Source organism: Salegentibacter sp., assembly GCF_036568425.1.
In the GTDB taxonomy this organism is placed as follows: domain Bacteria; phylum Bacteroidota; class Bacteroidia; order Flavobacteriales; family Flavobacteriaceae; genus Salegentibacter.
Genome location: NZ_DATCSO010000013.1, coordinates 42,743 through 57,024 on the forward strand (window position 1 = coordinate 42,743; position 14,282 = coordinate 57,024).

At 39.5% G+C, this 14,282-nt stretch carries 13 protein-coding genes and 1 pseudogene; 8 read left to right on the forward strand and 6 right to left on the reverse strand.

What is annotated here, in order from left to right; translation table 11 throughout:
- Window positions 1–744 (reverse strand): ABC transporter ATP-binding protein, encoded by a 744-nt coding sequence (locus VIM94_RS01855; protein ID WP_332037591.1) that lies wholly within the window; start codon window positions 742–744, stop codon window positions 1–3.
- A 5-nt stretch (window positions 745–749) separates the two neighbouring features.
- Window positions 750–1,529, reverse strand: a complete 780-nt coding sequence (locus VIM94_RS01860) for an ABC transporter permease (RefSeq protein ID WP_332037592.1) — start codon at window positions 1,527–1,529, stop codon at window positions 750–752.
- 390 nt (window positions 1,530–1,919) lie between these two features.
- Between VIM94_RS01860 and VIM94_RS01865 the strand changes: the two genes are divergently transcribed.
- The 6 genes from VIM94_RS01865 to VIM94_RS01890 all read left to right on the forward strand — a co-directional run bounded on the left by VIM94_RS01865 (window position 1,920) and on the right by VIM94_RS01890 (window position 10,897).
- Window positions 1,920–5,555 (forward strand): chemotaxis protein CheB, encoded by a 3,636-nt coding sequence (locus VIM94_RS01865; protein WP_332037593.1) that lies wholly within the window; start codon window positions 1,920–1,922, stop codon window positions 5,553–5,555.
- Window positions 5,556–5,647: 92 nt separating this feature from the next.
- Complete coding sequence (locus tag VIM94_RS01870; RefSeq protein WP_332037594.1) at window positions 5,648–6,214, forward strand: response regulator; 567 nt, start codon at window positions 5,648–5,650, stop codon at window positions 6,212–6,214.
- Window positions 6,198–6,767: a biliverdin-producing heme oxygenase gene (locus VIM94_RS01875; RefSeq protein WP_332037595.1), complete on the forward strand. Its 570-nt coding sequence runs from the start codon at window positions 6,198–6,200 to the stop codon at window positions 6,765–6,767. The genes VIM94_RS01870 and VIM94_RS01875 overlap by 17 nt, the downstream gene beginning before the upstream one ends.
- Before the next feature lie 67 nt (window positions 6,768–6,834).
- Complete coding sequence (gene ggt, locus VIM94_RS01880; RefSeq protein ID WP_332037596.1) at window positions 6,835–8,556, forward strand: gamma-glutamyltransferase; 1,722 nt, start codon at window positions 6,835–6,837, stop codon at window positions 8,554–8,556.
- 145 nt (window positions 8,557–8,701) lie between these two features.
- Window positions 8,702–9,304, forward strand: a complete 603-nt coding sequence (gene wrbA, locus VIM94_RS01885) for an NAD(P)H:quinone oxidoreductase (protein WP_332037597.1) — start codon at window positions 8,702–8,704, stop codon at window positions 9,302–9,304.
- 78 nt (window positions 9,305–9,382) lie between these two features.
- On the forward strand, window positions 9,383–10,897 hold the full coding sequence (locus VIM94_RS01890; protein ID WP_332037598.1) for an N-acyl-D-amino-acid deacylase family protein: 1,515 nt from the start codon (window positions 9,383–9,385) through the stop codon (window positions 10,895–10,897).
- Here VIM94_RS01890 and VIM94_RS01895 read toward each other — a convergent pair.
- The 4 genes from VIM94_RS01895 to recF are packed head-to-tail and all read right to left on the reverse strand — an operon-like array spanning window position 10,894 to window position 13,280.
- Window positions 10,894–11,466: a pseudouridine synthase gene (locus VIM94_RS01895; RefSeq protein WP_332037599.1), complete on the reverse strand. Its 573-nt coding sequence runs from the start codon at window positions 11,464–11,466 to the stop codon at window positions 10,894–10,896. The genes VIM94_RS01890 and VIM94_RS01895 overlap by 4 nt on opposite strands.
- Window positions 11,467–11,477: 11 nt before the next feature.
- Window positions 11,478–11,783 carry a DUF721 domain-containing protein gene (locus VIM94_RS01900; protein ID WP_332037600.1) on the reverse strand — a complete coding sequence of 102 codons (306 nt, stop codon included), beginning with the start codon at window positions 11,781–11,783 and terminating at the stop codon, window positions 11,478–11,480.
- Entirely contained in the window at window positions 11,770–12,204 is a 435-nt protein-coding gene (locus VIM94_RS01905; RefSeq protein ID WP_332037601.1) for a lipocalin family protein, read from the reverse strand. Before VIM94_RS01905 ends, VIM94_RS01900 begins: the two co-directional genes overlap by 14 nt.
- Window positions 12,201–13,280 carry a DNA replication/repair protein RecF gene (gene recF, locus VIM94_RS01910; protein ID WP_332037602.1) on the reverse strand — a complete coding sequence of 360 codons (1,080 nt, stop codon included), beginning with the start codon at window positions 13,278–13,280 and terminating at the stop codon, window positions 12,201–12,203. Before recF ends, VIM94_RS01905 begins: the two co-directional genes overlap by 4 nt.
- Before the next feature lie 147 nt (window positions 13,281–13,427).
- Between recF and VIM94_RS01915 the strand changes: the two genes are divergently transcribed.
- Complete coding sequence (locus tag VIM94_RS01915; protein WP_332037603.1) at window positions 13,428–14,198, forward strand: tetratricopeptide repeat protein; 771 nt, start codon at window positions 13,428–13,430, stop codon at window positions 14,196–14,198.
- Between the two features lie 4 nt (window positions 14,199–14,202).
- Window positions 14,203–14,282 (forward strand): annotated as a pseudogene (locus tag VIM94_RS01920) (6,7-dimethyl-8-ribityllumazine synthase); the annotation flags it as partial.

The following is a 14,282-nucleotide window of genomic DNA, read 5'->3' on the forward strand; positions in this document are numbered from 1 at the left end:
CTATTTAAAAAAGGCCATTATTTTAGGGTCTTTAGATTCTGATAATTCTTCAAAACTACCTTCGGCATAATTAACTCCATCGAGTAATAGAATCATACGGTTTGAAATTACTCTTGCACAATCTACATCGTGAGTAATGATTAAAGATGAGGTCTTATATTTTTTCTGAATATCCAGCATAAGCAAAATAATTTCCTTAGCCGTAATAGGATCCAGTCCTGTAGTGGGTTCATCGTATAAAATTATTTTTGGTTTAAGAATAAGTGCCCGTGCCAGTGCAATACGGCGTTGCATCCCTCCGGAAAGTTCAGCAGGCATCATGTCTATAGTATGAGGTAGCCCTACATTTTTCAAAGCTTCCAAAACCAACTCATCAGTATTCTCAAGATTAAATTTATGCGTATGCCTTCGTAGCGGAAACTCCAGGTTCTCCCTAACCGTCATCGAGTCGTATAAGGCGCTTCCCTGAAACAGAAAACCAATATCGGCCCTTAGCTCATCCAGCTCCTGTCTTTTCATCTTTGAAATATCTCTTCCCAGAACTTCTACTTTTCCCTTATCTGGCTCCATAAGTCCTACCAGGCATTTGATCATAACCGATTTCCCTGAACCCGATTTTCCCATAAGTACCAGGTTTTCTCCTTCTAAAAGCTCGAGATTAAAGCCGTTAAGTACCTTGGTCTCACCAAAGCTTTTATAGAGGTTGTGGATATTGATTACCGTATCTTTAGCTTCTTTCTTCACAGCGCTTATTGATAAAAAATGTCGGTTATAAAAACAGCTATAAAATCTATAATGAACAAGAGCATGGAAGTGAAAACCACTGCCGAATTAGATGCTTTTCCTACCCCGGCCGTTCCTTTCTTACTATTATAGCCCTTAAAACATCCAACCAGGCCTATGGCAAATCCAAAAAAGAAGGTTTTTATAGTTGCCGGAAAAAGGTCGCTAAATTCCAGGGTATTAAAAACCTGGTTAAAGTAAAGGGTAAAAGAAACATTCCCTTTTAAATTTTCAACAAGAGCTGAACCGAGGAGTGCAATAAAGTCTCCCAGAATCACTAAGATCGGGACCATTAGGGTAGTGGCAAGAATGCGGGTAACTACAAGAAATTTAAATGGATTGGTTCCCGATACTTCCATCGCGTCTATTTGCTCGGTCACTTTCATAGAACCTAATTCGGCACCAATTCCGGAGCCTATGCGTCCTGCCAGAATTAGCGCGATTACAACCGGGCCAATCTCCCTTACAATAGAAATACTTATCATTGAGGGCATCCAGGAAACCGCTCCAAATTCCATTAAAGTAGGCCTGGACTGAAGTGTAAATACAAGACCCAAAATAAAACCGGTAACACCAACCAAAAGCATAGATCTGTTACCCATGTTATAACTCTGGCGTAGAAATTCCCTGAATTCAAAAGGCCGGGAGAATAACTCCTGGAAAAATCTTCCGGCGAAACCAGTTAGTTCTCCAATCTCTATAAAGAAAGCAGAAATATTTTTTCTGAAACTATAATTGCCGTCCATATAAATATATTGCAGCTTAAAGTTACAATAGAAAGGCCAATTTATCTATGATTTTGGTCAGTTTAGATGATGAAGATGATTTTCGGAGAAGAAAGGAGTAATCAACTCTGAAGATAATCCTACAATTTTTAATTCGGGTTAACCTGGTATAATTCCATCTTAAATTTTAAAGGAAGTTTGAGATAAATGCAAAATAGTGCTCTTATATAAGCATAATCAGAAAAAATATTGATGATTTTTAAGGATATTTGTAGATTTTTAAATGTTAATTGTTGTGAAAAAGTTAAAAAACGTCAGTAAATATGGCATATGGTGCCATATTTTTTAATTTTAACCCTTATTTTTGATTTTTTGTACAAGTTTTAATTAACCTACTCCTGCTATTTTAAGATGACAAAACCTATTGATTCCTCCCAGAGTGGTGCCTTTCCCCCTGTTGTAGAAAGTCAGGAACCCAGGATTATAGCCATTGGCGCCAGTGCCGGTGGGTTAGAAGCTTTAAAGTCATTTTTTGACAATATCTCTGAAACCGACAAAAATGCCTACGTGGTAGTTCAGCATTTATCCCCCGATTATAAGAGTATGATGGGGGAGTTATTGAAGAAAAACACCAATCTTCCTATAGTAGAAATCTCCGATAGTTTAAAGCTGCACCAGGGACATATCTATTTAATTCCTCCGGTTAATAATCTTGTTTTGGAAAACGGGAAACTTCATCTGGTAGATAAGCCTAAAGATCAAAGCCTTAATCTTCCCATTGATAAATTTTTTGAATCACTGGCAAAATTCAAAAAGGAGAAAGCTATTGGAGTAATTTTAAGTGGTACGGGGAGTGATGGAACCAGGGGAGTAAGAGCTATAAAGGAGAATGACGGGATGATTATGGTGCAGGATCCTGAAGAAGCAAAATTCGACGGGATGCCTCAAAGCGCCATAAATACAGGGCTTGTAGATTATGTGCTTCCTGTAGAGAAAATGGGGCAGGAACTTAAGAATTTTATTTCGGCACCTTCAATTCTGAATTTTAAAGATGGAGATGTTTCTTTGGATGAAAATAAGCTGGATGCGATCCTGCGATTTGTAGACGAAAAAACCGGCCTTGATTTCAGAGAATATAAACGGGCTACCCTGGCACGGCGAATTTCCAGAAGGATAAATGTGTGTAAATGTGAATCCCTTTCAGAGTATTATGCCTATTTACAAGACAACCCTGAGGAAGTAGATATTCTATACCGGGAGTTTTTGATAGGAGTTACTAAATTCTTTAGAGACGAAAAGGTATGGGAAATACTTATAGGTAAAGTGATTCCTGAATTGGTTGCCAGAAAAGAAGATGGTGATGTGCTCAAGGTATGGGACGTTGGTTGTAGCAGTGGGGAAGAGGCCTATTCTTTCGCTATGGTTCTGAATGAAGAGATTGAAAAGCAGAATAAAAAAATAGACCTTAAGATCTTCGCTACCGATATTTCTGAAAAACATCTGGAAATTGGTAGTAGAGGCTTTTACCCCGAAAGTATTGTTGCAGATATAGACAATGCGTTACTTCTAAAATATTTTGTAAGCAAGGCTAATGGGTACCGGGTTGTGGATAAACTACGGAGCATGGTTGTTTTTTCAAGACATAATATCATTAAAAACCCTCCCTTTAGCAAAATGGATATGGCCGTTTGCCGTAATCTGCTTATTTATTTTCAGCCGGGAATTCAGAATAAAGCCCTGAACATGCTTCATTATTCTCTGGTTAAGAATGGTGTCCTTGTTTTAGGCACCAGTGAAAGCGTCTATAATCAAAAGAATAATTTCACAGTAGTAAACAGGGCCGCTAAAGTTTATAAAAACCTTCACCCGAGTAAACGTTTGAAATCTGATATTTCTCAACCTGAGCATATCAATAAGGTAAAATCTCAAAAATCTGTACCACCTCATTCCAGCCGCCCTGCTACGAACCCTGTCAAAACCAGGCTTAAAGATGAGCTGAATGATGCCATTATGGAGAATTTTGGAGGGGCTTCTGTACTCCTTGATTCCAACTATAACGTCTTGCAAGCTATTGGTGAATTCAGGAAATATGCAAAGATGCCAGAGGTAGGTTTTACTATAAACCTGCTGGAGATGTTGGAAGGAGATCTGAAGTATATCCTGCAGACTACCCTTAAAAAAGCAAAAACCATCAACAAGAAGGTGAAGTATCCAGCCGCGCTATTTGATGATAATGGCGAGAAAAAATCGGTGGATATTATTATAAAACCTAATACTGATAAAAAACTTGAGAACCATGTTAACTATGTGGTAACTTTTATAGAAAAGGAAGTTTTTGAAGAGGATTTAGAAAAACTTGATAAGATTACCCTTACCAACAGGACGAAAGAGTATGTCTCCAGTCTTGAGGAAGAGTTAAAACAAACCAAAGAAGAACTCAATATTTCGCTTGAGGAAATTGAAACCAGTAATGAAGAATTGCAGGCCGCCAATGAGGAGTTGCTTGCCAGTAATGAAGAGCTGCAAAGTACCAACGAGGAATTACAAAGCGTAAACGAAGAGATAAACACGGTTAATGCTGAAAATCTTCAGAAGGTAGAAGACCTCGCGGCACTTAATGCAGATATGAATAACCTGCTGGAAAGTACCGAAATAGGTACCATTTTTCTTGATAAGGAATTAAAGATAAGGAAATTCACCCCAGCCATAAAAGCCCATTTCAACCTTATTGCTGCCGATGAAGGCCGACCTATAAACCACTTTACCGTTAGTATGGGGAAAAATAACCTCATTACCCGTTGTAAAAGGGTTTTAGAGACTGGTAAAACTCTGGAAAAACACGTGGTAACTGAAAACGGACGTCATTACCTAAGGCGAATTTCTCCATATATAAATTCAAATGAAATTATTAATGGGGTGGTAATCACCTTTATTGACATTAGCAGTATTGAGAAATCGAGAAACAGGCTTGTAGCCAGTGAAAAACGCTTTAAAACTTTCTATGAAGAAGATCCGGTATTGCACATTAGTGTAGATCCTCAGAGTTCAATTATTTTACAGTGCAATAACACCGCGGTTCAGGAATTAGGTTACGAATCTAAAGAAGACCTTATCGGGAAACTGGTTTATGATCTTTATGATGAAGAGGCCCAAATAAAGGCTTTAAAATCCAATAAAGAATTTCAGGAAACCGGAGAATTGAAGAATATCGAGCAGGATATGCTTAAAAAATCCGGAGAGCTTTTACCGGTAATTCTCAGTGCCACTGCCGAAAAAGATGAAAAAGATAAAGTTGTTACGATAAGGTATACCTGTGTCGATATTTCGGCTCAGAAAAAAGCCGAAGAAAAACTTAAACGACAAAAATCTGATTTGGAACGTGCTAATTACGATCTCGAACAGTTTGTATCTATTTGTTCTCATGATCTTCAGGAGCCTTTGTCTACCATAAAATTTGGTAGTGATGTCTTAGGAAAGATCTATTCCAAAAACCTCGATGAGAAAGGGCAGAATTACCTTTCCTACATCAAAGGTGCCTCCACCAGGCTCGCCGGCCAAATCAAGGCACTCTTGGAACATTCACGCATCGGCCGAAATGGTGAGAAAAAACTGGTGGATATAAAGGAGATGGTTGAAGTAGTAAAATATGATCTTGGAAAACGAATAAAAGAGACAAAAGCCAGGGTTTCTTCCGGAAAGCTTCCTAAACTTAAGGTTTATGAAATTGAATTGCGATTATTGTTTCAGAATCTAATCGGCAATGCTATAAAATATACTCCTGAAGACCGAAATCCGGAGATACGAATCTCAGCCTTTAAAGAAGGTCAATTCTGGGTTTTTTCAATTATGGATAATGGGATGGGTATTTCAGAAGAGGATCAGAAAAATATCTTTACCATTTTTAATAGGGTAGAAGCCAATGATACCGAAGGTACCGGGGTTGGTCTTGCTCACGTAAAGAAAATCATAGAGTTACATGAAGGTTCCCTCTGGGTAGATTCTCAGGTTGGGATTGGAAGTACCTTTTATTTTAAAATTAAGGAGTAACCCCAAATGCTGGAACACCAAAATCCATCCACAGAAAATAGATATTCCAGCATGCTAATAAGCTTCCTCCCATTTTTATTTACAATGAAATAATGATAACGACTCCCTTACGAATTCTCCTGGTTGAAGATAGCGAAAACGATATTTCCCTAATCAAGAAAAATATAAATAAAATTGTAGAAACAGCTGAATTTGAGGTAGTGGATAACCTTTCGGGCTACCAAAAGAAGCTTTTGAATTTTGTTCCCGATGTTGTGATTTCAGATTACAACTTACCCAGCTGCGACGGTTTCGAGATCCTGGAACTAACAAGGTCTATAGACCCGGAAATGCCATTTATTTTTTTAACCGGAACAATAGAGGATGAAAATCTTGCCGCACATACCTTCCTTGCCAGGGCAAGTGGATTTATTTTAAAAAAACATATCCATTCCCTTGATGAGAAATTAAAGCCGCTTCTTAAAAAAGTTGTTTACAATATGGTGGTCCATGATGATCTTCGGGAACAAATAAGGAAAAATAAGATCGCAGTAAACCAGATTTATAATTACCTTGATAATCTTCATAATGATAATGAAGAACAACAAGGAAATATAGACACCCTCAAAAAGAATATAGAAGACTATAAATCAGGGAAAGAAGATGCTGAAAAATCTTAGGGAGGCAACCAGGCAATTACATGAAGAAATAGAACAGGATAATCTTGCCGCAAAAATAATGTCTCACGAGATAAGTCTTGGTGAATATAAACTCCTTTTGCTTCAGAATTATATTGCTTATAAGATTACCGAAGAACAAATTAGTAGCCATTTGGATAATTGGAAATCTGATAAATCCCTTCGGTTAAAGAAAGATCTTGAGTTTCTGAATGTTGATACTTCGGTTTTAGTTGGTTTCAACAATCGGTTTAAAATAAGTAATAAAACCGAGGCGCTAGGCGCGACCTATGTGGTGGAGGGCTCAGCTCTTGGCGCACTGCAAATTTCAAAAGAACTACCACATTGCCAATCCGTGGCTAAATTAGATAAACCCCATTATTTTAACGCAGAAAGAAACTCTATGGAAGCTTGGAACAGCTTTCTAAAACGCCTGCGTAACTCAGAATTTTCAGAAGAAGAAAAGAGTATTGCTGCTCAAAAAGCACAGGAAACTTTTAGGTTTTTTGGCGAGGTTTTCAAACTGGATATAACAGCGGTAAACTTCCAGGAATAACTTTTTATCTTGGTTCATTTGGGCTTTTTACTTAGGTTTACCAATCTTTAAATTTAACGCCCTGATAATGATTGTACAAAATCTTCGGGGGCTGATTTGCTTAATTCTGGCCCTTGGTATTAATTTTAGTTTTTTTGCCCAAAATGGGCGTATTCCTGTGCGTGCCGAAAATGGGATGGTGGTCACAAGCCATCACCTGGCTTCAAAGGTAGGAAATGATATTCTTGAACAGGGTGGAAACGCGATCGATGCCAGTGTAGCTACAGCTTTTGCCCTGGCCGTGACTTTGCCTTCAGCAGGAAACATTGGAGGTGGTGGCTTTTTGGTTTACTACGGAAATGATGGGCACAAAACTACTTTTAACTTCAGGGAAAAAGCACCGCTGGCAGCATCAGCAGAGATGTTTCTGGGAGTAGAAGGAAAGGTTAAAGATAACTCCAACCATGAGGGAATACTCTCAGTAGGGGTGCCGGGTACAGTAGCGGGATTGTATAAAGCCCATCAAAAAATGGGTAGTCTTCCCTGGGAAGACCTGGTAGCTCCCGCGATTAAGCTGGCTGAAGAGGGATTTCCTTCCACTTATAATATGAACTGGTTTCTTAACTGGGCCAGGGAGCATAAAGATGAAGATATTTATAAGGCTACTGCAAAAGCTTTTTTGAAGAATGGGGAAGAGATATATAAGCCGGGAGAAATTTGGATACAAGCCGACTTGGCTGAAACCCTGAAACGAATTCAAAAGAATGGCGCCGATGGATTTTACAAAGGAAAGACGGCCAGGCTCATTGTGGACTATATGAAAAAACACAACGGACTTATCACAAAAGAAGATCTGGCCCGTTATGAAGCCGAAGAACTGGAGCCGATAACAGGTACCTACCGGGGTCATGAAATTGTCTCTATGCCGCCACCAAGTTCCGGTGGAATTGCCCTAATAGAAATGCTCAATATTATTGAAGCTTTTAATATTAAGGAGATGGGACATAATTCGGCTGCTTCCCTTCACTTGCTAACTGAGGCAATGAGACGTGCATTTTCTGATAGGGCTTTGTACCTCGGCGACCCGAATTTCAATCCTGATATGCCTGTAGAGAAGATTACCTCCAAGGATTATGCTGCGAGATTACGATCAACTATTGAATTAGATAGAGCTTCGGTGAGTGATTCAGCTAATTTTTCAGAAGCTCATATAAAATATGAGAGTCCGCAAACCACACATATTTCTGTTGTAGATAAAGAAGGTAATGCAGTTTCCTTAACCTACACCTTAGAATATAGCTATGGCTCTAAAATTACTGTGGATGGTGCCGGTTTTCTTCTGAATAATGAAATGGGGGATTTCAATCCTATTCCCGGCTACACCGATACTACAGGGTTAATAGGAACCAAACCCAATCTCGCTGCACCCGAAAAAAGAATGCTCTCCAGTATGACACCCACTATTGTAGGCAAAGATGGTAAACCTCTTATAGTAATTGGAAGCCCCGGTGGACGGACCATTATTAATACCGTATTTCAGGTTATTGTTAATGTGATAGACCACGAAATGAATATTGCCCGGGCAATAGAAGCACCAAGGATACATCACCAATGGCTTCCTGATATCACCTCTTTTGAACGCTATGGGATCTCACCTGATACCCAAAAGCTTTATGAAGAAATGGGACATAGGCTTAGATACCGAAACAATCAGGGACAGGCTATGGGTATTTATATAGACGAGGAGGAAGGCGTGATCTACGGCGCAGCCGATTCCCGAAGTTATGATTCAAGGGCGGTGGGCCACTAAATTATTCAGAAATAAAAAAAGCACCGCGGAATTATTCCTGGCGCTTTTGCATAATCTATGGCCTAAAGTTTATAATAATATTAAAATAATTGGTGCTTTAATGTTTTATCTTGAAAGGAAAGAATTAACCAAAAAAGATAAAGCTATGAGTAAAGTGAATTTAGCTGTGATTTATTACAGCGCGACTGGAACAAATCATCAACTAGCCAGGTGGGCAGAAGAAGCGGGCAAAAACTCCGGAGCCGGGGAAGTGCGCTTTCGGAAAATAAAGGAAACAGCACCAAAAGAAGCAATCGCACAAAACAAAGACTGGGAGAAGCATGTTGAAGCAGCAAAAGATATTACCGAAGCCAGCTTAGACGATCTGGAGTGGGCAGATGCCATTATCTTTAGTATCCCTACCCGTTATGGAAATATGCCATCACAGGTGCAACAGTTCATCGATACTACCGGCGGACTATGGTCGCAGGGAAAGCTTGCCAGTAAGGTCGTTAGCGGAATGACCAGTGCAAGTAATCCCCACGGAGGGCAGGAAACTACCTTAATGTCTTTATATAAAACAATGTTTCACTGGGGAGCCATCGTAGTTGCTCCCGGCTATACCGATAAATGTTTATTTGAATCGGGGGGAAATCCTTATGGGCTTAGTGTCACTGCCGGAAAGGATACTCTTGACGATAAAATTAAAAATGCTGTTTCACACCAGGTAAAAAGATTGGTGGAAACTACCGGGAAGTTAAAGTCTTAAATTTTTTTGGTCTCAATAATAAAGGCGGTTCCTAAAGGGCCGCCCTTTTTATTATATTTAATCCAAATTGAATCTCTGATGAAAAAGTTTCTTCTCTTGCTGTTCCTGGTGCCGGGTCTTCTCCTGAGCCAAAACGATCAAATAGTTTATGATTTATTAATTGAAAATGCCACAGTTATTGACGGTTCGGGAACGGATAAATTCAGGGCACATGTTCTTGTTCATGAGAACGAAATTGTTCAGATTGAAAAGAATACCAGCCTGGAATTTACAGCGCAAAGAACAATTGATGCCGAAGACCTTATCTTGAGCCCCGGGTTTATTGATAGCCATTCTCACGGGGATCCTTTGAAAACTCCCCATTTTAAGAATTTCCTCGCAATGGGCGTCACTACCATCACCTTGGGCCAGGATGGATACAGTCCCAGTGAAAGAGATCTTGGTAAATGGGGAAATAAGGTTAAAAAGATCCAGCCTGCAACAAATATCGCGATGTTCGTCGGGCATAATACGCTAAGGCAGTTATCAGGGGTTAATTATGACTCTGTGCCCGGGGAGCAGGGGTTGAAGGAAATGGAAAATCTCCTTCAAAATGCGATGGATGCAGGAGTTTTTGGAATGACCACTGGCCTGGAATATAATCCCGGGAACTTTTCCGGAGATTTAGAGCTTGAAAGATTGGCAAAAATAGTAGGTATAAACGGCGGCTTAATCATGAGTCATATGCGGAATGAAGATGATACTGAGCTTGAGAATTCCATTAAAGAGCTACTTGCCCAGGGAAAATATTGCCCGGTTCACATCTCACATATCAAATCGGTGTATGGAAAAGGGGAACAGCGCGCTAATGAGATACTCAGCCTGCTTGAAGAGGCTAGGGTAGATGGTATTGAAGTAACAGCCGATCTTTATCCGTATTCTGCGAGTTATACCGGAATTGCCATTGTATTCCCGGATTGGGCCAAAAAGCCGAATGATTATAAAAGCGTCTTAAAAAACCGCAAAGCTGAATTACAGGAATTTCTTCGGAATAAAATTGCTGAACGTAACGGGCCCGAAGCGACCTTAATAGGGTCCGGAAAATTTAAAGGGAAAAGCCTTGAGCAGATCGCGAAGGAACTCAATAAGCCTTTTGAAGATGTGCTTATTGAAGATATTGGCCCATACGGGGCGGGAGGAGCATATTTTATTATGGACAATGAATTACAGGAGACACTAATGCAACATGAACTGGTGAATATTTGTAGCGATGGAAGTCCAACGATGAGACACCCCAGGGGTTATGGCAGCTTTGCTAAGATCATCGAAACTTTTGTTGTAGATAAAGGGACCTTCTCCCTGGAAGAAGCCATTTATAAAATGACCGGGATGCCCGCGGACCTTTTAGGATTTAAAGATCGCGGACTTATAAAAGTAGGCTATAAAGCCGATCTTTTGCTTTTTGATCCTTCAGAAATAAAGGAAATGGCAACTTACGAGGAACCGCATCAACTTGCCGTTGGCTTCAAATATGTTCTGGTTAACGGGAATATTGCAAAGAATGATTCTGAATTTTCAGAAGAAAGAAATGGAAGACTTCTTCGAAGACCTTAATAATCAAATTGATCTAATTCAATCACCTGGCCTGCATCCATATTTGAAAGTTTTTCGTTTCCCACCCGAATTCTTACCAGCCTTAAAGTAGGAAATCCTACCGCGGCCGTCATTTTCTTTACCTGACGGAATTTGCCTTCGGTAAGGATTATAGAAACCCAGGTTGTGGGACCGTGACGCTCGTCCCTTATCTTTTTAGCACGTGGAGGAAAAACCGGTCTTTGCTCTAATTTAAAAGCCTTACAGGGAAGACTTTGATAGTTTTTACCGTTAATGCTTATCTCTACTCCCTTGCAAAGCTGTTCTATAGCTGCTTCGGTGATCTCACCATCAACCTGCACATAATATTCCTTTTCAACTTTATTGCCTGTAATGGTGGCGCTTGCTTTACCATTTGTAGTAAGCAGTAAAAGGCCTTCTGAATCCTGGTCCAAACGTCCCACAGCCATGGTGCCTTCAGGAAAATCATATAAATCCCCTAAAAGCTTTTTCTTTTTCCTTGGCTTTTCGTTGGTGATAAACTGGCTTAGATACCCGTAAGGCTTGTAGATCTTGAAGTAACTTTGCAAAGCTGTAGAGTTTAGCGTAGGACGAGTTTTTTTACAAGCTCGCGTCCCAATTCCTCATTGAGCATTTTTATGATCCTGGCTTTTCCATAGCTTAATTCTTCCCGTAAAACCGAAGAACTCAACTGCACATATAAAGTTTCATTTTGCAGTTTTAAGCCCGTGGTATATTTCTCGATGGCTGGGCCCATTTCACGGTTCCAAACATCCCTTACGTTAACCTTGTCAAGCCCTGATTGAAGTTTATTCTTGTCTACAAAATCTTTTAGCACCTCGCCTATGCTCAAATTCTCATTATTTCTCCGGTTATTCTTTTTCATCTTCTTCAGCAAATAATGGGGTGAATTTTTTATAATGGTAAATGATTCCATCCTTATTCAGGATACTCATTTTTTCTTCGTCTGCTTCTAACAGCGTTTCTTTCCATTCATCGAAAGGAGTCTTGTAGTAAAGACGTAGGCTGTCGTTTTCAATTTTTATTCTTAGCTCCTCGGCGTGTTCACTGGTTTTATAACTTCCATCAAACTGAGGCTGTAATTTTTTTCTGAATCCGGTGCTATCTGTTATCTCGAAATAATCAATATTTTCATTTATTGAATATTTCCTCACCGAATCACCAGGGAGCTCAACTTTATCGATTTCCCAATAGCCTTCGATATATTTTATCTGCTCTTCGGGATTCTGATTTTTACAGCTTAAAAGTACGATTCCGATAAGAGAATAAAGAATTAATTTATTCACAATTTGAAGATTTTATAGGTTTGGTTACTGTTCTGTACGACTTTCTCTGTCCTGTCGGCGTGGGTGTCACTAATAAAGATCTGTCCTAATTCTTTTGTTGCGACCAGGGCCACAATATGAGCAACACGTTGTTCATCGAGTTTGTCGAAAATATCATCCAGCAATAAAATAGGATTTACTTTGCTTAGCGCCTTTATGAAATCGAATTGAGCCAGTTTTAAAGCAACCAGAAATGATTTTTGCTGACCTTGTGAACCGAATTTTTTGATAGGGTGGCCTTCTATCTCAAAACTGAGATCATCTTTGTGCGTGCCTACACTGGTGTATTGCAGCGCCATATCCTTCTGAAGATTTTCTTCAAGAAGATTGGCTAATGGTTTTTCAAAAAGCTGACTCTTGTAACTGATATCTACTTTCTCCTTGTTCGCAGTGATATCGTTATATCGTTTATTGAAGATTGGAATAAACTCTTTAAGGAATTTCTGCCTTTTCTCAAATAGATATTGCCCTAGCTCACTAAGTTGTAGGTTATAAACCTCCAGCGTGTCCCGGTCAAAACTATGATTTGCCCCAAAATACTTCAGCAGGGAATTACGCTGGGCCAGAATTTTCCCATACTGAATCAACTTGTTGAGGTAAAGCTGGTCACTTTGGGAGATAACGCCGTCTATAAATTTTCTTCGGGTTTCACTCCCTTCAATTATAAGGTCGCGGTCGGCAGGAGAAATAATTACGGCCGGAATAAAACCTATATGGTCACTAAATTTCTCGTAGGGTTTATTGTTTCTTTTGATCAACTTTTTCTGGCCGCGTTTGGCACTTACTACTATTTGTTCGGTTTTGTCAAGCTTTTCAAACTCTCCTTCTATCACAAAAAAGTCGGCATCGTGGTTTATATTCTGGCTGGTAATAGGGTTAAAATAGCTTTTTCCGAAGGCAAGATGATAAATACTGTCTAAAACGTTGGTTTTTCCAACCCCATTATGGCCAACAAGACAATTAATTTTTTGATCGAACTCAAATGTAGCCGAATCGAAGTTCTTATAATGAAGTAGGTTAAGATGTTTTAGATGCATAAAACTCTGAGGTTCAGCCGGGTGGTTTTTGTTAAAATTTTCTTTATAAAACTAAGCGAATGACCCTAAAATATTAAAAAAATACAAATATTTTCCCTTTTAATTTTCAATAAAAATCCTATTTTTGCGACGCATTAAACAGATTTTATGGCAACTTACAAGAAAAAGGGAAATAAACCATCTAATAAGGAAGAACGAAGAAAAAAGGTTGAAGAGGAATCTACAACTGCTGAAGTATTTAACACCCTTGATGAAGGAGCCTCAAAGACTGAGACCTGGGTGGCCGATAATCAAAAGTATATCTACATTATAGTAGGGGTAGCCATTGTGGTTGTGTTAGGTTATTTAGGTTGGGAACGTTTTATACAGGAACCAAAAGAGACTGAAGCGGCAAACGAAATGGCTCAGGCTCAAAATTATTTTACAAATGCGATGAATAGCGCAGGAGCTGAGCGTGACTCACTTTACAACATGTCTCTTAACGGAGGTGAAGGAAAGTATGGTTTTCTTGATATCATAGAAAACTACGGGGGAACAGACGCCGCCAACCTTGCAAGATACAATGCGGGATTTGCTTATCTGCACACCGGGAAATACCAGGAAGCTATAGATCACCTTGAAGATTTTGAAAGCGATGATGAAATTCTTGCGGCTTTGGCTGTAGGAGGAATTGGTGATGCTTTTATGCAGCTGGAGCAACCGGAAGAGGCTTTAGATTATTATGATAAAGCAGCTTCTATGCGTTCTAACGAATTTACCACTCCTAAATTTTTATTGAAAGCGGCGATTACTGCGCTTGAGATAGGGGAGAGTAATGAAGCAGAAGATTACCTTACTAAATTAAGAGATGAATATCCAGAGAGCCCGGAGGCCGATCAGGTTCCGGTGTATTTAGGACAGGCTCAGGCTAATAACTAATTATATGGCTACTGAAGGAAAGAATCTTTCAACTTACGATAAAGACACAATCCCAAACGCGGAAGACTTCCGGTTTGGGATTGT